General features: G+C 33.2%; 16 protein-coding genes. 6 read left to right on the top strand and 10 right to left on the bottom strand.

Annotated features, from left to right (window positions below):
- Positions 1 to 76: 76 nt before the first annotated feature.
- From IC221_RS08245 to IC221_RS08230, 4 genes are all read left to right on the top strand, one after another.
- Positions 77 to 682 carry a response regulator transcription factor gene (locus IC221_RS08245; protein ID WP_188168504.1) on the top strand — a complete coding sequence of 202 codons (606 nt, stop codon included), beginning with the start codon at positions 77 to 79 and terminating at the stop codon, positions 680 to 682.
- Positions 682 to 2,445 (top strand): histidine kinase, encoded by a 1,764-nt coding sequence (locus tag IC221_RS08240; RefSeq protein WP_188168503.1) that lies wholly within the window; start codon positions 682 to 684, stop codon positions 2,443 to 2,445. The genes IC221_RS08245 and IC221_RS08240 overlap by 1 nt, the downstream gene beginning before the upstream one ends.
- A 270-nt stretch (positions 2,446 to 2,715) precedes the next feature.
- Positions 2,716 to 3,684, top strand: coding sequence for a hypothetical protein (locus IC221_RS08235; RefSeq protein WP_188168502.1), 969 nt, complete (start codon positions 2,716 to 2,718; stop codon positions 3,682 to 3,684).
- A complete protein-coding gene (locus tag IC221_RS08230) occupies positions 3,662 to 4,261 on the top strand; it encodes a hypothetical protein (RefSeq protein ID WP_188168501.1) in 600 nt (199 codons plus the stop codon). Before IC221_RS08235 ends, IC221_RS08230 begins: the two co-directional genes overlap by 23 nt.
- Positions 4,262 to 4,281: 20 nt before the next feature.
- Here the strand turns inward: IC221_RS08230 and IC221_RS08225 are convergent, their stop codons facing one another.
- The 4 genes from IC221_RS08225 to IC221_RS08210 all read right to left on the bottom strand — a co-directional run bounded on the left by IC221_RS08225 (position 4,282) and on the right by IC221_RS08210 (position 7,435).
- Entirely contained in the window at positions 4,282 to 4,866 is a 585-nt protein-coding gene (locus IC221_RS08225) for a DUF1287 domain-containing protein (RefSeq protein ID WP_188168500.1), read from the bottom strand.
- Between the two features lie 170 nt (positions 4,867 to 5,036).
- The gene (locus IC221_RS08220; protein WP_188168499.1) at positions 5,037 to 5,279 is read right to left on the bottom strand and encodes a redox-active disulfide protein 2; all 243 of its coding nucleotides are present in this window, start codon (positions 5,277 to 5,279) and stop codon (positions 5,037 to 5,039) included.
- 282 nt (positions 5,280 to 5,561) lie between these two features.
- Positions 5,562 to 6,404: a 1,4-dihydroxy-2-naphthoyl-CoA synthase gene (locus IC221_RS08215; RefSeq protein ID WP_188168498.1), complete on the bottom strand. Its 843-nt coding sequence runs from the start codon at positions 6,402 to 6,404 to the stop codon at positions 5,562 to 5,564.
- Positions 6,405 to 6,535: 131 nt separating this feature from the next.
- Entirely contained in the window at positions 6,536 to 7,435 is a 900-nt protein-coding gene (locus IC221_RS08210) for a glycerophosphodiester phosphodiesterase (protein ID WP_188168497.1), read from the bottom strand.
- A gap of 298 nt (positions 7,436 to 7,733) precedes the next feature.
- Between IC221_RS08210 and IC221_RS08205 the strand changes: the two genes are divergently transcribed.
- On the top strand, positions 7,734 to 8,357 hold the full coding sequence (locus IC221_RS08205; protein ID WP_188168496.1) for a transglycosylase SLT domain-containing protein: 624 nt from the start codon (positions 7,734 to 7,736) through the stop codon (positions 8,355 to 8,357).
- Positions 8,358 to 8,413: 56 nt separating this feature from the next.
- Here the strand turns inward: IC221_RS08205 and IC221_RS08200 are convergent, their stop codons facing one another.
- The 3 genes from IC221_RS08200 to IC221_RS08190 form a co-directional block, all read right to left on the bottom strand.
- A complete protein-coding gene (locus IC221_RS08200; RefSeq protein ID WP_188168495.1) occupies positions 8,414 to 8,698 on the bottom strand; it encodes a hypothetical protein in 285 nt (94 codons plus the stop codon).
- A gap of 220 nt (positions 8,699 to 8,918) precedes the next feature.
- Positions 8,919 to 9,872 (bottom strand): helix-turn-helix transcriptional regulator, encoded by a 954-nt coding sequence (locus IC221_RS08195; RefSeq protein WP_188168494.1) that lies wholly within the window; start codon positions 9,870 to 9,872, stop codon positions 8,919 to 8,921.
- A gap of 122 nt (positions 9,873 to 9,994) precedes the next feature.
- Complete coding sequence (locus IC221_RS08190) at positions 9,995 to 10,837, bottom strand: metallophosphoesterase (RefSeq protein ID WP_188168493.1); 843 nt, start codon at positions 10,835 to 10,837, stop codon at positions 9,995 to 9,997.
- A gap of 176 nt (positions 10,838 to 11,013) precedes the next feature.
- Between IC221_RS08190 and IC221_RS08185 the strand changes: the two genes are divergently transcribed.
- Positions 11,014 to 14,058, top strand: coding sequence for a caspase family protein (locus IC221_RS08185; RefSeq protein ID WP_188168492.1), 3,045 nt, complete (start codon positions 11,014 to 11,016; stop codon positions 14,056 to 14,058).
- 165 nt (positions 14,059 to 14,223) lie between these two features.
- Here the strand turns inward: IC221_RS08185 and IC221_RS08180 are convergent, their stop codons facing one another.
- From IC221_RS08180 to IC221_RS08170, 3 genes are all read right to left on the bottom strand, one after another.
- The gene (locus IC221_RS08180; RefSeq protein WP_188168491.1) at positions 14,224 to 15,876 is read right to left on the bottom strand and encodes a SusD/RagB family nutrient-binding outer membrane lipoprotein; all 1,653 of its coding nucleotides are present in this window, start codon (positions 15,874 to 15,876) and stop codon (positions 14,224 to 14,226) included.
- Positions 15,877 to 15,925: 49 nt separating this feature from the next.
- A complete protein-coding gene (locus IC221_RS08175) occupies positions 15,926 to 19,006 on the bottom strand; it encodes a SusC/RagA family TonB-linked outer membrane protein (RefSeq protein WP_188168490.1) in 3,081 nt (1,026 codons plus the stop codon).
- An 820-nt stretch (positions 19,007 to 19,826) separates the two neighbouring features.
- Positions 19,827 to 22,379: a carbohydrate-binding protein gene (locus IC221_RS08170; protein WP_188168489.1), complete on the bottom strand. Its 2,553-nt coding sequence runs from the start codon at positions 22,377 to 22,379 to the stop codon at positions 19,827 to 19,829.
- Between the last annotated feature and the right edge of the window lie 127 nt (positions 22,380 to 22,506).

Raw genomic sequence — 22,506 nt, 5'->3', positions numbered from 1 at the left:
TAGGTATTTCATACTACTGATATTTCTCTTACCTTTCGGTATCTAATTGTATTCATATTCATGCAACTTATCTAAAATGTTTAAATTTCTTATCATTGATGATCATGAATTATTTAGCAATGGTCTGAAACAGATTATTGAAAAATATATACCATCAAAAGTAACTACTGTTCACGATCCACTTCTTTCACTATCTTATAACTTTTCTGATTTTGACTTAGTATTTGTAGACATGGATATGCCAAACATGAAAGGTTTAGAACTTATTGAAAAAGTGATAGAAAGAGGTGATATTTCTAAATACCTTATCATCTCTATGCACAATAAACCTTCACTTATTCGAAAGGCACAAAAACTTGGTGTTCTAGGTTATATGCTTAAAGATGATAATGTAGAAGATATCATTAACGCAACAAATGCGGTCTTGCATGACAAGCTATATATGAGTCCAAAAATTAATCACAATACAATTGACATCAATAAAACCTTTACTCCTATCTCTCCTCGTGAAGAGCAAGTCCTAAAATATATAGCAATGGGAAAAACAATGAAAGAGATAGGTGAGTTATTAAATATCAGTCCGGATACAGCCATCACTCATGGAAAAAAAATTAAACAAAAATTAAAGATTGATTCAAAGGCAGGATTAATCAAATATGCCGTTGAAAACCTACTGACATAATGAGAATACTTTTCACCTCTATATTACTACTTTTTACGTTACACACCTACGCTCAGACGAATACTAATTTAATCGTTTCACACTGTACACTATCAGAAATTGATGTCAATAATATTCCTGGTAATTCAGAGTGCACACCTAAAAATTACGATTTTTTTGATATACAATACCACAAAATTACCGTTCATAGTACAGTAAAAGAAAACTATGTTTTAAGATTTAATTATATACTTTTTGAAGACTTTAAACTTTGGCAAGTTGATAGAAGCGGAACAAAACTTCTTGTTGATATGGAAAATAATTCCAAACCAACTAAGTACGACAGAAGTTTAGGAATTCCAATCACTTTTGCATTGAATGGTGTAGAGACAGTTGATTTTTATTATCAGATTAATAATAAAGGATTTCCAGTAGATAATCTATTTTGGGTGCAGAGTGAAGATGAGTTTGAAAAAGAGGTAGACTTTGAAGAAAACATTAAACTCACAACAAGGACTATTGTGATAAGTCTTTTGTTTATTGGAATAATTTTGGGATTAATCATCCAAGAAAAGCTTTTCTTGTTTTATACTTTAAGTTCTATCAGTGCATTTTTATTCTTCGAATCTGAAAGCGGTATCATCACAAACCTTTTAAGTCATAATCACTTTAATTTAACTAAATATCTTCTTGTATTTAGTTCTTATTCTTATTCGATTAGTACATTTTACTTTTATGTATACTTGATATTTTCTACCCCCAATAGAATTCCAAAATTTGCTTTTAAAATTGTACATATTGCTAGTGTTGTAGGAATTATAAGTTTTCTAATGTATCCATTCTCGGCTTTTTATCCGAACATTGTTAATTTCCTTCTTGCACAACTCTCTACTCTTTTTACGCTGGTACTTTTATGCCTTTATTTAATGGTTATAATTTTAGGTTTAAAGTCAAAAGAAAAACTAGCTATACCAACATTGGTTATTTTTCTGATCACAACAATTTTTGTGATATTTTTCTCCGTACTCCCCAATATGGGCGTTTATGAAAAGTTTAACTTTACAAGGACTCTCTACTTCATCATTTTCACTTTTGATATTATTTATTATTTACTTCTTATTTTAAAGAAAACGTCATCTATCATTAAAGAAAGAAATGATCTACAAATTCAAAACCAACTGATACAACAAAAATATTCCCTAGCAGTAATAAAGGGACAGGAAGATGAAAGAAATAGAATTGGTAGAGAACTTCATGATCATGTTGGTGGAAACTTGGCTTTGATTAATAAATCGAAAGATCTTGATACAGATAACGTAAAAGAAATACTAAAGCATACTATTAAAAGTGTAAGAAGTTTAAGCCATGGGTTGGTTTCTCCAGAATACGATAAAGAAGATTTTGAAGATATACTCCTTGATCTTTGTGCAAAATATAAAAGTAATCACCTCAATATACATACAACTTACACTATTGATGTACCTATTCAATCTCAAATGGTCAAAAATCACTGTTATAGAATTTTGCAAGAACTATTTAGTAATGCTTTAAAACACAGTAAAGCAACCGATATTTTTATTGATTTTATGCTTGATAAAACTACTAACATGATGACATTATTTTATGAAGATAATGGAGTTGGATTTAATACTTGTAGTAACAATGAAGGAATCGGAATCAAGAACATTAAATTTAGAGTAAATGCTTTGAATGCTAAAGTTGCATTTACTTCTGAAAACAAAGGTACTTATATAACAATTTCTGACATTCAGATTTATCAATAATTGCCTTTACCCTCTTGTATTTTCCTTCGGCATCCAACTAACAAAAAACATTTATACGTATAGGTATAATGTATTACGTTAGTGCCATATTAAATATAAAAATGATAATAAAAAAAGTAACTTTATTAGACTAATTTCTCAAAACTTGGTATGATGTTTTCAGTACTTAAAATGGTTATTTAATTATTATTATTTGTTTGATTACTTGTGTTTTAGTTACGATTATCTAAAAATAACATACTAATTAACTTAATTCATTTTATTAATTTAATGATGAAAAATTTCACGCTCATTCTTTTCCTTACACTACAATATTTTAGTGTACACTCTCAATCTATCCAACAACAAAAATGGAACAATTCTTCTTGTGGAACACTAAGTTTTTTTGAAGATTCTTTACTACTTCATATCAAAGAAAACACTTTCCATATCAGCGATCCAAATGTGAAAGAGGTAGATATCTCTATTAAAATGTATGCGAACTACTACGATATGTTATTAGACGACATACAAATGAAAGATCATAATGGAATTTATGTTTCAGGAGGAATGTATTCCATCCAAGTTACTGCCAATGGTCAAAAGATAGATTTTCAAAAAGACATTAAGGTGTCTTATATCTCTGATGGCACAGATCATTACAACGGATTTCAATATAATACCCAAGATAAGAAATGGGATTCTTTGAATGCTCCAATTTTGGACTATGCAACTACAAATTCTACTTCTGAAGATTGGGGAGCCCTCAAACCAAGAGAAAGTTATTTAGCTGAAGGTTTTTCGGATGAATCTGATGATTGGGATGCTGATTGGTCAAGTTGGGCTGAGGGTTCATCTAACTCAGATTGGCTTTATAAAACAATGAACATTAAAGGAAACGGTCTGTATAATTATGACTACCTCATTGGAAAAGACGAATTGATCACTTATCAACTAAAAATTGAAAACAAAAATATCAATAAGGTCTACGCTTATTACCCACACTTAAATACCGTTATTTACTATACGGTTAACAGTGATAATATAGTGGATGACTTTGTGTTAGTAGATGCTTCTTTATCAAATGTTAGACTTTTCACTTTTAATCCATTAACGGATAAAGGACAGGCTGAAATTGGTGAAATGTCTAAAAGTGAACTTTTACAGCTTTCGAAAGAAAAATTGAATAGTATTAAGTTCAAGACAACGATTGTTCCACTTTCAAAAGCCTCATTAGATGAAAAGTTTGCTTCATTATAAACTTAAAATTTTGGTTCTTGTTTGTTGTGTGAGCTTACCTTTTACATCATTCGCCCAAGAAAAATATAAGGAAGTTCATATCAATACTACGTTTAAAGGAAATGATATCTACAAAGATATGGCATATGCTATCTTGGAAGCCGTTAAAATAGGACGGCTTCCAATGTACACTCCTTTAAACAAAAAGAAACGTACTACTTTTGAAACATTAATGTATCAATTAAGAGGCTGGACCTTTATGGAAATTGATCCCAATGAGCAATATTGTAGTACAACAGATATTAATGAAGCATCAATCCTATTTGAACAAGACTATTTATTATTTTATGATGATTCTAACGTTTTGCATACTATTCATCATTCTCCTGTCTATATCCAGTTTACAATTTTATCAGAACTTTCAGGTCACGCTTATGATGTTCTTGGTCCAATTTTCTATTTTGACGATATAAAAAAGGCAAAACTGAAATTAAAAGGGTCAGATCAATTTTTACATGAAATGATTCTAAACCATCAATACCAAGGTTATGAAGTTAGAGAAGATGGGAAACATGTACCATTTCACTCCAGCGAATGAGGGAAACTGTAATAGTGAATCTATTTTTTGTAACGGTAGTGCCCGATGATTTTATAATCAAATAACATATCTTCCAATACTTGACCATTACCCATATTATGTATAATCATTGGTCTTTTAGAGAAAAATGTAGTTTCTGAAGAAACGATACCAATATGAGTTAGACCTCCTCCAAAATTCCAACAAACTATATCTCCTGCTTTGTAATCACTAGCATTTTGAGTGATGGGTAACGTAGAACCATGTCTGCCAAAAAAGGTCATAAGGTTGGGTACTCTTCTATGATCAATATTTTTATCTGTTTTCGTCAAACCCCAATTTTTGGGATATTTATTAAAATGAGCGACCATATCTTCATGAACTTCTTTTTGTAAATCAATGCCCAGTTTTCTATAGGCTCTAATGACAACATCTGTACACACTCCCCTATTGGATGGAACATCTCCATTCGGATAATCTAATCTAAAATAAGAAGGATCGTAAACTACATACTGTTTTGTTAGCGTTAATGTTGAATCTGCAAGTTCTTCATAAAAGTCTGTTTGACTAAAAGCAGATCCTGAAGAAAAAATTAATAAAATAAGGTGAAGCAATTTTGATTTCATGGTGGAATAATAAAACAGAGATCTAATAATTTATTTAAAGTATATAATACAAATTACAACTCTTGTTCCAAATTACTTGCCCTCTTAACACACCCCTTAAACACAAAGAAAAGAGATACCCCTTTTCCAAAAAGATCTCTCAACATAGAAAATTATAAAAGAAGTTGATTTTACCTTTCTTCTAATTCAACTTTAATTTCTTTTATTTTTTTATAATTCATTGGTAGAATTGCACCCAAAGCAATAGGCACCGCCAATAAAGCAGTTGTGGTACTTTTGGGACCTTCGCTGAATAACCCGTAAATACATACAACGAATAAAAGTGCCAGAACTCCTGCCAGCATTCCAGTTATAGTTTGAAGAGACTTTAATTCTTTCTCAAGTGTTTCTGTTGTTTTGTCTTTTAATTCCATTTGTATTTAGTTGTTTTTTGGATAAATAATTGAATATCATTCGTCTTTTGAAGAAAGATAGACTCATGAAATAGAGTTTACTTTGTTAGAAATGTAAAAGATAATACTTTTAGAGAGATATAACGACATTGGGAAATTAAAATTTTGCGTTTTTTTGTAGTTGCAATTTGATACTAAAAGAAATTGACTTTAATACAGTATTGAGTATATATCAAAAAAAGACTCCACTTTAATATTAAAAGTGAAGCCTTTGATATCTTTATAAAGGTTCCGAGGAATAAATCATGGGAATTTTGGAAATTTAGAGAAGTCTCTTTTCCTTTTTTCTAAAAAGGCATTTCGACCTTCAACAGCCTCTTCTGTACCGTAAGCCAAACGAGTTGCCTCACCTGCGTATACTTGCTGCCCTACTAAACCATCATCAATTAAGTTGAATCCAAACTTCAACATTTTGATCGCAGTAGGACTTTTTGTCATAATTTCTTGTGCCCAGTCAAATGCCTCTTGCTCTAACTCATTATGAGGAACTACTTTGTTGACCATACCCATTTCAAAGGCTTCTTGTGCAGTGTAAGTAGCACCTAAGAAAAATATTTCTCTAGCTCTCTTTTGACCAACTTGTCTCGCTAAATAAGCTGAACCAAAGCCACCATCAAAACTAGCCACATCAGCATCAGTTTGTTTAAATTGAGCATGCTCTTTACTCGCAAGCGTCATATCACAAACTACATGTAAACTGTGTCCACCACCAACACACCAACCTGGCACGACAGCGATCACTACTTTATTCATAAAACGGATTTGACGTTGCACATCTAAGATGTTAAAACGATTCACTCCATTTGTTCCTTTATAACCAGTATTTGATCTTACACGTTGATCACCACCTGAGCAAAATGCCCAACCTCCATCTTTTGGAGATGGTCCTTCGCCCGTGATTAATACGACCCCAATTTCTTGACTTTCATGGCAAATAATCAATGCTTCCCATAATTCATCAACTGTTTTTGGTGTGAATGCATTACGGCATTCTGGTCTATTGATTGCAATACGAGCAACACCATCCAATGACTTGAAGGTAATTTCTTCGTATTCTTTAACTGTTTTCCACTCTAAACTTGCCATTGCTATATGTTTGTTTTTAAAGTGAAACAAATGTAGTGAATTAAGACCTAAGAGTGAAAAATGAATAATTGAATTACATTTTTTTGGGAAAAGTAATCGTATTGTTTTTCGAAAATATCTAAATGAAGAATTTACATAGTTCTTATACCTTCTTCTTCCATGATATTTTTCAATCGCTGTGGATAATCTGTAATTATTCCATCTACATTTAATTGAATCATTTCAAGTATATCATCCTCTTCATTTACAGTCCAAGGGATTAACTTGATATTTTCCTGGTGACATTTCGCTACTAATTCTTCAGTAACCAATTCATAGTAGGGACTATAAACTTCAGGGTTAAAACCTAATTTTTGTAAGTTATCTTCTAGCGAATTAGTGTTCTCGATGAGTAATACCAATTTCAAACTCGGATCGACTCTTTTAACTTCTTGTAAAGAACCAACATCAAAAGATTGAATAGTTACTCTTTCTTTGATATCGAGTTGATTAATTTCGTTTAAAACTAGTCGAACAAACTCTTCTACCTCTGGATGATATATATTATCGTATTTAGGATCTCGTTTGATTTCGATATTATAAAAAGGCTTATTTATACCATTTGAACCTGCATATTTTTCAGCATTTTCAATCACTTCACTCAATAATGGTTTATAGGCTTTCAATTTCTTTTGATTTGGAAATCGTAGATGCTTTCTTAAACCAACATCATATTCTTTAATCTCAGAATAGGTCATTTCATAAAGATTATGATCAAGTTCATTCTCTTTCTCTATATATTTACCATCAGGAGATGTAGCTATTTCGTGAGAGAAAAATGGTTCATGTGATACTACAACTTTTTTATCCTTTGAAATCACTACATCCATCTCCAATGTAGTTACTCCTACTTCCAAAGCTCTGATGAACGCTAGTGTGGTATTTTCAGGATAGACTCCCCTGCAGCCTCTATGACCTTGTAAGTCTAGTACTTGTGGTTTATTCTGACAAGAGGTCAATAATAAGATAAAAATTACTGTTAGTTGTTTCATAATTAAATGTAAGGAGATCAAATGAAGAATAGCTTATTTTACCCCATCTCTCTGTAATATTTATTGTTTAATTAAACAAAATATCAAATTATGTTCATTCTAGAATCGTTTTCTAATAGATTATGATTTTAACAACCTACCTCTCAAGTATAAGGAATGATTGTTTTGATAGCTAAATTCTACTTTTTCAATAAATATATGTCATAAAAAAAACTTGTAGTAAATCGATTTAAATTGAACTATTTTAAAAACAGGGTTGTTTGATCAAATGTAACAATTAACCAAGTACTTTTTTTAAATGATTAAGATTATACCCTTACTCCTCTGTATCTATTTTATCAACGGTGGAGTATTTGCTACTACTGTTGTCCCCGATAGTATAATGGTGGCCAATCAGTTAATTATAATTGATGAAGACGGTAAAAAAAGAATACTCCAAAAGTATCTATCACTTACAAAGTCCAAAAAATTCTATTTCGAATACCTTAGTCAAATAAATGAATCCATCTTCGATGTAAACGGCATTCTCTCAAAATACAAGCTACATACTGATCTCAAATATGTGGCAGCTCTTGAAAGTCATATGAATCCAACAGCTGAAAGTAATACAGGAGCAAAAGGAATTTGGCAATTTAAGTATGATACTGCTTTAGAACTTGGACTTATTTATAAAAATTCAGATAAGAGAGAATGTGTTACGGCCAGTACACATGCAGTGGCCCAATACTTTATGCATCACCTAAATTATTTACAAGATGATTACCTTAAAGTTATTCTGGCACATCATTTAGGTTTACAAGGAACAATTTCGTACATGAAAGATCAGAATATTCAAAAACTCAATGAGATTAATAAAAACACTCATGTTTATCTAATACATTATTTAGCACACTACATAGCACTAAATAGACACTTTAATTAGTATGCAAAAAATAAAAACCTCAGTTCATATAAATATTCACTGAGGTTTTGTATTGTTTAAGCACTTTTTTTGGCTGACTTTTTCTTAGCCTTTGCTTTGGCTTTTTTCTTTGCAGCTTTCTTTTTCGCTACCTTCTTATCAGCCTTTTTCTTTGCTTTTACTTTTTCTTTTTTCTTAGCTTCCTTTTTCGCAGCTTTTTTCTTAGCCTTGATTTTCTCTTCCTTCTTCTTCGCTTTTAGTTTTGCTTCCTTTTTCTTAGAAGCTAGCTTTTTGTTTTTTTTCTTTAAGTCAGAAGCTTTTAGTTTAATTACTTTCGTCTTTTTCTTCTTCTCTTTCTTCATCTTTATTAGTTTTTGTGCGGTTGATTTTTTTATAGAAAAAATTTAATGGTTAGTTCCTATATAATGTTTAAAATCAATTCACAATTAAGAAATATATTTAACATTACGTTAATATATAAGTAATTATTAAGAAACACTAATACATGGTGAAAAAATAATGCTTAACTACTCCTTTTTAGTAATTAAGCATTTAGACAAGAAAATTTTGAAAAAAGTTTTTCTAATGATATTGATGGAAATATTCTGAAGGTGAACATCCAAATTTCCTTTTAAAAGTGGTTGAAAAATGCTGCACTTGAGTATAACCAAACTCAGATGCAATTTCAGATATTGATTGATGATTGTTTAATATTGCTATTCGAATTAGCTCCATTTTATAATTAGAATAATAACTAGACATCGATTGACCAAAAACAACTTCAAACAATTTATCGATTTCTTCTAAAGCACTTTTTTGTATGATTTGATCAAAATCAGGTTTTTCTTTCCAATTACTAATAAGCTTGTTTCTGACTTTAAATAAGTCTCTTAGTTTACTTTCACTTAACTCTAAATCATGTTGCGTTATCATAACTTTTCCAAGAGCGTTTAAAAATAAGAAATACAATTCTTGGATCTTTACAGGAAGTATTTTTGCTTTCAGTTTTTCTGAATAATTATTGATTTCTTGAAGACTGTTCTTAAACAACATCACATCCCGATTCTCATCAAAGAAATTGAAGAAATGAGACCTATTTAAAAATAAATCACTCACTTCTTTATTATCTATTTCATTAAAAGTGGCCTCCGAAAAATAGATATTGATATTATATAATTTTTCTCCTTTGGAAACCTTATTGACAATACCGATCTGCTTTGAGCAAGTATAAAAACCATTTGCATTTAATTCTTGAACTGCATCATTTTCTTTTACACAAATCGTATCGTTAAAAAAAGAAGCATAGTACTTAAAATAAGATGAACTACTGTAATTGAGATCTATAGTTAAATCTTCTTTGGCGATGATATGATTGTAGATAAAATAAATACCCGGATGTATTTTATAAAAAAAGATAAACCCTTCTCCTTTATCACTGTCTACTTTCAATAAGTTAGGATGGATAAATTCTCCCTCAAAAAAATCTTTCAGCCATTGTTTATGCTGATTGTAGTCGTGAATAATATTAGTATACATGATGATAAAGTTTGAATTGTTAACCTTCGAAATTAAAGATAATATGTACGAAATCAAAATAACTTTGAGTCCACATATTTTCTGTATTCGGTGATCAATATTTGCCTTTTTTCTTCGATAATCTATGCCTTATCAAGCTTAAAAATTGTGATTTCAGGTCGTACATTAAAACGAACTTGTTTTACAAATCCTAATGCCCTATTGATATAAAGTTTTCTACCATCATATAGATCAAATTCTCCTTGTGTATATCTTTTATTTTCAACAGGTAAAACAGGTGGATCAAATAATGGGGGTTTACACTGCCCTCCATGAGTATGACCTGAAAGAATCCATCCTTGATAGCCATTCCAAACATCTAAATCACATACATCTGGATTGTGGCACAAAACAATATTAGCTTTAGTAATATTATAATCATTCATAACAGCAGATGGATCGAAATTAGGGCCTAAATAATCATCAAAACCAATAAAGTTTAACCCTTCCACTTCTTTTTGAGAGTTAATTAAAACATCTACGCCCACATTTTTTAATAAATTCACAATTTGACTAGCAAGATACTCATCCTGATAAAACCATCCATAATCATGATTTCCTAAAATTCCAAAAGTGGCAACTTTACCCGTAACTGCATATTTTAATACTTTTTCTAATTGTGAAAGTTGTTTTTTATTTCTGTAACTCACATAATCTCCTGTATAAACGACAAAATCAGGATCATATTTTTGAGCTTGTAAAAAGGAATCAATTATATAATCAAGATCAGCAAAATCACTTACATGTATATCACTAATCTGCATTACAGTTTTGCCGATTAGCTTTTCGGGTAAATTTGCCACACGCATATTTCTATTTACAAATTCAAGCCAAAATGGTTCAATCTGCCAGCTGTATACACCTGTAAATAACCCGGTACCAAGGGTACTAAGAAGACTTGTTTTTATAAATTTCCTCCTGTTCATTTAAGACGCAATAAGTTACTTTAGTTTCGATAATTTTTTTTCAAAGATTATTACAAATGTATTTAAAATAACAGTCTAGTGACACAAAAACCTGATAATTATCGCTTCCTTTTTAGAATTGTGATTTCATTCATTTTTTCTAATTTTGAAATAACTATTACAATAAGATAAATTCCATGCTTCAAATCATCAAATTCTTACCTCTCTATATCTTCTTCATTATTATAACAAACATCACATTTGGTCAAAAAGATGTTTTTCTTCGATTGAATAATGAAATGCACTTAGAAGAAATCTCTGATGTTTGTCAGTCATCTAAATATTACTTTACCACTTCTCAAGACAAAACCATAAAAGTCTGGGACATCACTACCGGTGACCTTATCAAAACGTTAAGAGTACCTATCGGTGAAGGTTTGATAGGAAAACTATTTGCTTGTGCTGTTTCAAATGATGAGTCAATATTAGCGGTGGGCGGTTATACTGGTGAGCATAAAAAGAATAAGAGTATATATCTATTTAATATACAAACTTGGGAGATTAAACAAGTAATAGCTGGTCTTCCTAATGTAGTAAGTGATCTTGCTTTTCACCCTAACAATGATTTGATCGTATCATTTTATAGTAATGCACAAGTGGGTATTTTTGGCCTTAAAAGTGGTATTTACTATAAGAAAAAGGTATTAAATCAGTTTGAAGATGAAATTAGATCAATCAATTTTGGTCCCAAGAATCAAGTTTTAATTACTTCTTTAGATGGGAACATTTACATATTTGATCAAGAATATAACTTCAAGACTAAATTTAAAACAAAGCATGAAGCTCCTAAAAGTCTTGTATTGAACAAAGAGAAAAATCTTGCAACAATTATATTTCTAAATAGTCCCGAGATTACTCAATATCATTTATCACATGGAGGAGAATTGAAGTTTAAAAAGGACATTACCATTAAGAACGCTCATCGGATTAATACACTTTTCTCTACTTCAAATGACAACTTGATGTTCTCTTACTCAGATAGTTTATCTAAATTAAAACAAAATATAGCTGTATTTCATCCTACTAAAGGTTTTACAAAAAGGCTTTCAATTGGGAATGGTAATATCAATCTTATCAGAGAAAGTAAAGGGCATTATTTGTTCTTTAGCACTATACCTAAAATTGTTGCTTATGATAAAACATTCAATGCTGTTTATCAGAAAAATAGTCATCATTTGGATTACTTCCATAGTAAAATGGAGGATTTTGGAATCAACGAAAAAGCTAATATCATTACCATTAAGAACAAAGATGAAAAACTAAGTTTCGATATTAATACAAGAAGTTTTATAGCTCCTGAAAATCATTATTATATCGCTAAAGAAGGTCGAAATAACACTACTGTCAGTAATTGGAATTATTCAATGTATCCAATGATCAATAACGACACTGTACAATTCATCAATAATTATGAATTTTGTCAAGCTGTTGATGTATCTCAAGATGGTAATTTTGTTGCCTTGGGAACGCATAGAGGCATATATTATTTGACAAAAGAAAACAAACGTTTGTGGCATGTTGACTCCCCCTCACCTGTTGTAAATATCATCATTACTCCTGATCAAAAGAAAATTGTTGCTTTTACTCAAGACGGCAGTATCAGGTGGTACAATACTAATTTCAAAGAGATCAAAGGTGTACAGCTCAAAACTGTAAAACCTACTGGTTTAGCCTACAGAAATGGCATTCGTCAAGGCGACATCATCCTTTCAGTAAATAATTATCCTGTTCAAGATAAGAAGGGCTTATCGCCTCTGATTCAAAGAAAAGGAAGTTATAAGTTTAGTATTAAAAGAGGTGATGAAGTTAAAGAGATTATCATTGATAAAAACACGAGCAAATTTGGTTTTGAATATGCTCCTAAGAAGAAAAATGATTACTTACTCTCTTTATTCATTGATCCTACAAATCTAAAATGGATTTTTTATACCAAAGATGGTTTTTATGATACCTCTATCGGAGCTGAAAAATATTTAGGTTGGCATGTCAATATTTCTCCACGAATTACCTATTTCTATGATGTTTCGAGATTAAGAGATACCTATTATCACCCCGATACTATCAATACTTTAATGGCTCCTTCCGCTCTTCAGTTAAATTCAAGGTCGATTAATAATGAAGAATTGATACAAAAACTACCACCTGTTGTAAAAATAAAATACCCTAGTATGGGGGAAGTAGTTTCTAGTACTAACCTTCAACTTCAATACACTGCAAGATCTTTGAATGGGTCAGAAATCGAAGAAATTAAAGTGATGATTAACGGCAAGACGGTTGAACAAAGTAGAGGACTCCAATTGAAAGAAGATGAAGTGCATTTGATGAATATCACATTACCCAAAGAGGATTGTTTTCTGCTAGTTATTGCCAAAAACGAGAATGGTTGGAGTGAGCCTTCTTCAGTTATGGTTAAATGGAGCGGTAAAAAAGAGACGGCTCCAAAACCTAATCTTTACCTACTATCTATAGGTGTGAGTGATTATATGAATGGAGGGTTGGATTTAAAGTATGGTGCAAAAGATGCTAATGATTTCAAGAGTATTATTCAGGCTCAGCAAGGGGGACTTTATGAAAATGTTTATCATAAGTTGCTCACTGATAGTGAGGCTACCAAAGGAAATATATTGGATGCTTTAGAATGGATTCAAAATGAAACAACAAGTAAAGATGTTGCTATGATTTTTATGGCTGGACATGGTATGAACGATAGAAATGGTGCTTTTTATTACCTTCCTCATGATTCTGACTTAAATAGTATTCGGAGAACTTGTCTCTCATTTATTGAATTTAAATACACTATCTCTACAATTCCTGGAAAGGCAATTTTATTTATTGATACTTGTCATTCGGGAAATGTCATCAATGGAGCAAGATCAACTGACTTCAACCTTACCAAAACAATCAACGAATTGTCTGATGCTGAAAATGGAGCTGTTGTATTTACTTCTTCTACAGGAACTCAACTTTCGGTTGAAAGTGATCAATGGAAAAATGGTGCTTTTACAGAAGCTTTAATTGAAGGGTTACGGGGTAAAGCAGATCAAGACCAAAAAGGAGTAATTTATGTGAAAGCTCTAGATTGGTATTTATCTAGAAGAGTTAAAGAGTTGACATCTGGAAAACAATCCCCTACTTCAATTATTCCGTATGGTGTGACTGATTTTCCAATCTTCGTTGAATAAAAAAAGCATTTTCTCTATATAAATCCAAAAAGGCATCTTATAAAAATGCCTTTTTCTTAACAATTCAATTTATGTGATAATGATGAAAAATAGTTTTAGTTTTTCGCTATTGATATTCTCAATTTTCAAACACAAGGATAATTACTTATCCTTGTGTTTGTTTCTTTATTTGTAGTTGATTTCTGTATTTTCAGCAAACCATACTTTTTTACCATAAACTGTATTTACAATACCTTCAGATGCTTTTGCCCAGTTAGCAGCATTTGAAGTTTGCTCAGAGAATGGGTAAGGGAAACGGTTAGGAAGTCCTTCAGTGTACTGAGTAGCACCTCTTACTTCATCAATGGCAGGCCATCCCGTTCTTCTTAATTCAGCAAATGCTTCAGGACCATTTGTGAAAATAGAAAGGTATTTTTGCTCCATAATGATTCTGAATTGACCACCATTTTTGTTCCAATTCAAGTTGGCAATTACTTCAGATGCATCATCATATGCTCCTAAAATCTCATCTCCAGCTACAGGAATCATTGGTGCTTGGTATGCTTCAACGTCAGCATATTGTTTTACAAAAGATGCTCTGATACCTTCTTCTACTAACGTCTGTACAGAACCTGCAACACCAGGGATACCATTTAATGCTGCTTCAGCTTCGATAAATTTCAACTCTGAATAAGTCATCCAGAAAGATTTACCGTTTGGTTGTTCTCTATAAAGTGAACCAATTCTTGATACTGAGTTTAACAATGGGAACTCCTCTCTTGGCACACCATTTTCTTGTCCAACATATTCAATTTCAATGTCACCTTCAGGGTCCAAAGATCTTGGTGTAGGTTGAGCGAAGATGTATAACCTTTTGTCATTATTTTCTTGTAACAGATCTACAACATTTTTTGAAACTGCGAAGTCATCACGGTTATCAATATGTCTATTGTAGTAGATTGGTTGCATGTATGGTTGAGAACCTAAGTACACTAATTCAGCATCATCAGAGTTGCTAGTAAACATTGGATATTTACCAGGGTTACTGAATAGTTTTGTTAAACCAGCTACTGAAGTATTTGCATCTACTTTGTTGATTCTTGTGTATAATCTTGCAGCCAAAGAGTTGGCTAATTTCTGCCAGTTACTTGTTCTACCGCTGTAAATAATATCTGATCCAGCATCAATTCCCCCACCGTGAGATAATAACTCATTAGCTTCTTCTAATAATTCAAATAATGAATTATAGATGTCTTGCTGTTGGTCATAAACAGGTTGGAAGTTTGTTGTTTCATAACCTAACTCAATAGTTTGGAACGCCTCAGAGTAAGGAATATCACCCCAAACATCTGTAGTTACTGAGAAGAAGTATGCTTTTGCTACCAACATTGCTCCTTCTAATGCTTGTGCATTTCTAACACCAATAGCATCATCCGATTCTTCAGCGATAGCCTTACGTTTACGAACGCTATGTAAAGCCAATTCTAAATCATAAAGACCAGCAAGGTTAATGTCATTGTTACTACCTGACATACCAGCATACATTCTTTTCCATTTCTCATCCATTACACCTGGACGGTACTCATACCAGTCCTCATCTAAATATTGGATTTTTGAGAAGTGTTGTGCCCAAAGGCCTGCACCTGTTAAGTTAAAATACTGTCCTTGTGCACCATAGAAACTACCTGTACTTGTGTAAAGTACGTTGGAAAATAAAGTTTCTGGTTCAACCTCACTAGGGCTGTTAGGGTTTTCTCTCATTTCATCAAAGTTTTTGAAACAAGAAGTCATACTTGCTAAAACAATGATTGAGAATATATAATTAATATATTTTTTCATTTTTCTTTTCTATTAAATGGATGTTTTAATTTGATAGATTTAATTCTAATTAGAATTTCATCTTGATATCAAATCCGAAACTTCTTGCAGTTGGTAACTGACCAAATTCGAAACCTTGACCTGACATACCTGCACCGAAACCAGCTTGAGGGTCAATGTTTGGAGCATTTTTGTACATCATCCAAAGGTCATTACCTACAGCTGCAACATATAGACCTTTAAGACCCGTGTTCTTCAACCATTTTTGAGGTAAATTATATCCGATAGAAAGTTGTGCTAATTTCACATAAGAAGCATCATAAACATACTCTTCATGGATACCGTATAAACCTTGGTAGTAAGTCATTGCGTCAGCAGCTACTTCGTTTGGCTTGTAACCACCATTACCGTCAGGAACAACACCTACAATTCTACCGCTTTCACGATCGATTGCTGTTTTCTCTAATACACCTGCATATTCACCGAACATGTTTGTTACTGAGAAGATGCTACCACCTTTTTGGATATCAATCAATGCTGATAAAGTAAATCCTTTGTAAGTGATCGAGTTACGGATACCACCTCTCCAATCTGGGTTGATGTCACCTAATGCCTCTTTCTCTGTTCCTCTTTGAGGAATACCTTGCTCGTTTACGATGATGTCACCGTCAGGAGAACGTTGGTATTTGATACCGTAGAATGTACCCAATGGCATACCTGGACGAGCTTCTGTAGTAAGACCCCAGTAATCACCTAAGATAAACGAGTCAATATTGTCAGCTAATTCAACTACTGTGTTTACGTTTCTAGTGTAGTTGAATGAAACATCCCATTGGAAATCGTCTGTTTGAACTGGGGTAGCATATAATAGGAATTCAACACCCTTGTTTTCGATCTCACCAGCGTTAATTGTAGAGTATCTATAACCTGAAGATGCAGAAACATCAGCATTTACAATTTGGTCATATGTATTCTTCTTGTAGTAAACAGCCTCAAATCCTAATCTGTTGTTTAAGAATGACATCTCTAAACCAGTTTCCCATGAGTTTGTAGTCTCTGGCTTTAAGTTAGGGTTTGCTTGAATGTTGGCATACTTAAACATTGGGTTTCCATCCCAAGGAAGTGGAGAACCGTATACATTTTGCAACATGTAAGGGTTTGCTGCTGCACCAACTTGTGCCCAACCACCTCTTACTTTACCATTTGAAATCCACTGTGGCAAGTCGAAGTGCTCAGAGAATACATATGAAAGGTTGATCGATGGATATAAGAAACTATCATTTGCTGCAGGAAGAGTCGAAGACCAGTCATTACGAACGGAAACGTCCATAAATAAGTAATCTCTAAAACCTACTGAAGCAGTCGCATATAAAGAGTTGATGATTTGCTCTTCGAAGTAAGTGATCGCATCAATTTGACCTACGGCGTTAGCAGGAGTATAAATACCAGGGTTTGCTAAACCTGTCGCTGTCATTGCATCTCTCTTATAGCTTCTATACATGTTATTACCACCAGCATTTGCTGATACGTTCCAATCACGACCAAAGTCTTTTGAGAATGAAAGTAAGAAGTCAAAGTTTGACTCGTTTACAAAATAGTTCTCTTCAGTGAAACCACCTGTTGGGTTGTTGATAGAGTATTTTGCAGTTCTTTGCATACGGTTTTCAGTATAGAAGTCCGTACCACCTTTCACTTGTAAACTTAAGTAATCCGTGAAGTTATATTTCATTGAAGCATAACCATTTACACGATCTCTTCTTTGAGAGTTAGTGTTCTCGTATGCAATCCAATAAGGGTTATCATGGTAGTTGTAATTCCAGTTATATGGAGTACCATCTAACTTTTTGTAGTTCTGTAAGCCCGCTACATCAACCTGACGACCGAACCAAACGAATTGTTGCATTACGTTGTTAGCACCATAACCTTGAGAAGGTAAGTTGTCTGAACCTCTATGAGAGTAAGTTGCTTTAGCGTCAAAACGTAATTTCTCAGTGATTTTATGACCGATAGCCATTGATGCACTATACGTATTCAATCCAGTGTTTGGTACCATACCTTTTTGGTCAGAGTACATTAAACTGAAACGCATGTTAGTATTCTCATTTGCATGAGAGATTGATAAGTTCGATGTTGAAACGTGACCTGTTTCGAAGAAATCTCTCACGTTGTTAGGGTTAGATACCCACGGCACTGCTTCACCATTTGAGTGGAACTGAGGGATCATTAATCCAGCATCTAAACGAGGTCCCCATGATTCGTCAAAACCATCATGGATACCACCACCTTTACCATCAACGAATTTGAACTCACCGTTCATACCTTGACCGTAAGTGTTTTGGTAATCTGGTAAAATCAATGGTGTTTGGAATGTAGTTGTATTTGATAATGATACACCTAAACCTTGAGATCCTTTACCTTTTTTAGTCGTAATGATGATTGCACCGTTAACGGCTCTTGAACCATATAAAGCGGCTGCGTTTGGTCCTTTTAAGACAGTCATTGACTCAATATCATCTGGGTTCAAATCTGAAATTGGAGAACCGAAGTCAGCACCACCTGATGATGTATTACCTGAGTTATAAGTGTTATCTACAGGTACACCATCTACTACATATAACGGTTGGTTATCACCTGTTAAAGATGAGTTACCACGAATTACAACTCTTGAAGATGAACCAACAGCACCTGATGATGCAGTTACTTGTACACCTGCTACTTGACCATTCAATGAACTTAAGATATCGTTATCTGCAGTTTTCAAATCGTCACCTTTTACTTCACTCACCGAGTAACCTAAAGACTTTTTGTCTTTTTCCATACCTAAGGCAGTTACTACGACTTCGTCTAATTCTTGAGCGTCTTCTTCTAAGATAATATTGATTACTGATTGTGTACCAATCTCCAATACTTGAGTAGTGTATCCAATTAGTCTTACTTCTAATTTTTCTGCTCCTTCTGGAAGATCGATTGAATAGTTACCTTCAAAATCGGTAACTGCTCCTACTGTTGTACCCACTACAAGGACTGTAGCTCCGGGCATAGTGTTTTCACCGGCATCAGAAACGACACCTGAAACTCTTCTTTCTTGGGCGTATAGAGATGAGATACTACACGTCAATAAAGTGAGTAAAAAGAGTACTCTCTTGATCATAATAAGATAATAAAGTTGATTATAATTAATTGGTTGGCTAATAAAACTATCTGGTTCTAGTGAATAGTTATATAAGACAGTAAGTCGTAAGGCACTTTGATATCTAGCATTCAAAGCAACTTGAGACATCTATAAAAATCCAATGAATAGTCATAGCATAGACTTTGACGAACATTGAAATTCAATAAAAAAGAAATGATTTAATGGTATTAGTAATTATTTTACTATAGACAATTCGTTTAAATTTTAAAATTAGGTTTAACTGATTAGCTATTCGTTTACAAGAATAATAGATATCATTAAAAAAGGTTGCATCGAATTAACGGTATTTATTTTAACATCAAACACATTGTTTACTTTTAGTATTTTTTAGTAACACTGTTTTAATTGTAAGACTTTTTTTAGTAATACAGATTATGAAAAGTGTTATAAAGAGTAAATTATACAACAATTAAGTAGGGTAAATATTGAATAAATTTAAACATGTTCATACCCCTCTTTCTAATAAGACCTTTACTCACATTTAGTTTTGATGGGCTTCAAAATATTTCTCTACTTCCTATAAAATACAATATAGTTCTGATTTGTATTCGTTCGGCTAAAGAAAAATTATTAATTGAATAACGTCTGTTAACCGCATTTGCTGTTTTCATAAAGCTGCTAATTCTACTTTCATTCTCTATTGTTGCTAGCTACAAACTAATGATCATATTTTTTTCAAGCTGTCTGAGTATTTTGTAAGACAAACAAAAAACGAAACTAGAAAATCTAGCTCCGTTTTTGAGTTTACTTGTATGATATAATTACATGAAAAAAAGCATTAATTTGTCAATACTACTTTTATCCTATCCGTTCGCGTTTCACCATTAATACTAATAAGATAGATACCTTTAGAAAGGGTACTTAAATCTAATTGGTGTTTATAATTAAAATCTATTGTCGATTTGTAGACTGTTTCTCCATTTAAGCTATAAACCTCAATATTATATTGTCCGATTTCTAATCCTTCTAAATAAACAACTCCAGATGATGGAATAGGGTAAGCAATAATTTCTTGGAAATTGCTTTCTAATGAAGCTACAATTTGTCTTGCATTACTTCCTGAAGAGAAGTTAATTTTATCTAAGTTCCATTGCCAATCATTACTGCCTGAAGCTGTGATTCTGAATGTGTGTAAACCTGCTGACAAATTCACCGAAGAACTTGAACTTAATGCTTGGTAGTTATCCCAACTTCCATTTGAAGGTACTCCATCTGTTGCAACTACAGTTCCATCTACTGCTAATTGGATTCCAGTACCTGAATTCACAGGTGTAGAGATCATGTATTCGATCGCGTAGTTTCCTGCATTTTGTACATTCACGCTGTATTCCGTCCAATCTCCTGAATTGACATAATTGATACCGACACCATTCATCTTATTGGCTCCATAAGGAACAAATGCATCATTAAATGAACCTCCTGTAGTTCCGAAATCCTCTGCTTCAATAGTGAAGTTCGAAGGAGTTGTTGGCGGAGGAGTTACATCTTCTACTGCAGTGAAGATCAGTTTATCTAAGTTCCATTGCCAATCATTACTACCTGAAGCTAAAACTCTTAAGGTATGATTTCCTGACAGTGTTATATTTCCTGATGCTGAAAGTGAAGTGAAGTTACTCCAGCTTCCATTATTAGGAACATTGGTTGTATTCACTGTCACACCATCAACCAAAAGACTCACTTGAGTACCTGAAGTCATTGGTGTTGAAATCATATATTCCAAAGTATATGTTCCTGATGCATTGATGGTGTATTCCGTCCAATCTCCGGCATTGACATAATTTACACCACCAGACATGATGTTCATTCCGAAGGGTACTTGACCATCATTAAAAGTACCTCCTGTAGTATTGAAAGATTCTGCTTCTACCTCAAATGATTCTCCTTGAACTGGAGGAGTAGTCGAATTACTCACGGTCACTGTTGATGTGGCAGTGTATCCACCGTCAGTCGTTGTTGCTGTAATCACTGCTGTTCCTTCACTTACGGCAGTCACTACACCCGATTGGTTTACAGTAGCCACGTTTATATTATTTGAAGTAAATAACATCGTTTGGTCTGTAGCATTTATAGGGCTTACTTGTCCAGTTAAATTACCTTGAGCACCTGTTTCTAATGACATATTTGTGGGTGTAACTGTTACCCCAGTTACCGCTACAGTCCCTCCCGAGGGCACAGGCTTATACACTCTTACCCAGTCTACTTCCATTGTATTTTTAGAAGCTGCAGCTAAATCTGCATCGGAAGGTGTTTCATTTCTACTCACCAACCAGCTTTGCGATTCCACATTAATGATAATATCCATTTCCTTCGTAAAACCATTTCCATTCTGATATTCTCCCGGATCGATCACATTAATACCATTCGAATTATCACTTGCTGCTTGGAGTGTATTCATATTAAAAACAGAACTTGTAGCGTAAACGGTAACTTCTGAGTAGCCATTCGAACCATTCACTGGCATTCCTCCTACATTATTACCCCATGAATCAACAGTATTTGCAGGATGTTGGCTGTTATAATAAGTATATTCCCAAGTACCGTTCATTAACGTTGCTATCGAATTGTGGTACATCACTCTTACTAACTCACCGTCGATATAGTATTCAAAATGATTCGGGGTTTTCCAATAGACTCCCAATCTTAAATATCTTCTGTTACCATTATTCCAAGCCCAATCGCCCCATCCATAAGATGTGCTTACTCTACTATCAGGCCACCAACTGTTCCAATCTCTTGGCTGGTAATCATGAAAAGGACTTCTGATAAATGAGTGATGAGAGATATGTGTTAGATGCTTAAAACCATTCACCCCACCATAGTTCTCAATGATGTCAATCTCTTGCGTATCGTCTGGACTTAATAACCAAAAACAAGATGCTAAACTGATGTTTGCCACACTTATTGCTGATTCCACATACACAGGGTATTGCACTCTTGCATTGGAAGTCACACAGCCAGAGTTCACCCCATTATTTAGCAACCCCATTTTTGGAGAATTTCCATTCCAAGGCGCTGCTTGGTTGTTTTGGTCCCATCTTGAAGCATTGATGAATAAGCTACCATTTTGTACTGAAACGTTTTGGTATTTCCAATATGTAGTACCTGGACCATCCCATGCATTATGATAGAAGTTATACCACTTTCCATCACCAAAATTCGTTTTTGAGTTGACAGGATTAAAGGTGTAATTGAAGTCGTCTGAGACATTGTCTTGTAGTTCCCAAGTGTTGCCTGAACCCGCATTAGCTGGCACTGCGATTCCACTCCAATCTTGGGCTGAAGTGTTTAAGTAAGTCATTATGGCGGCTGCCATTAAAAGTAGTTTTTTCATTTCGATAAACTAAATTGATAGTAAAAATTTGTTTTAAGGGTGTATTGATAGGAATGAAGAATGTAGAATTAAGAATGAAGGCTGAAAACAAGATCCGCAACGTAATTATAAAACGACTTCATAAATC

Source organism: Flammeovirga sp. EKP202 (assembly GCF_014534745.1).
GTDB lineage: Bacteria > Bacteroidota > Bacteroidia > Cytophagales > Flammeovirgaceae > Flammeovirga.
Note: the sequence above shows the minus strand (reverse complement) of the source record. Positions and strands in the feature narration are given on the sequence as shown.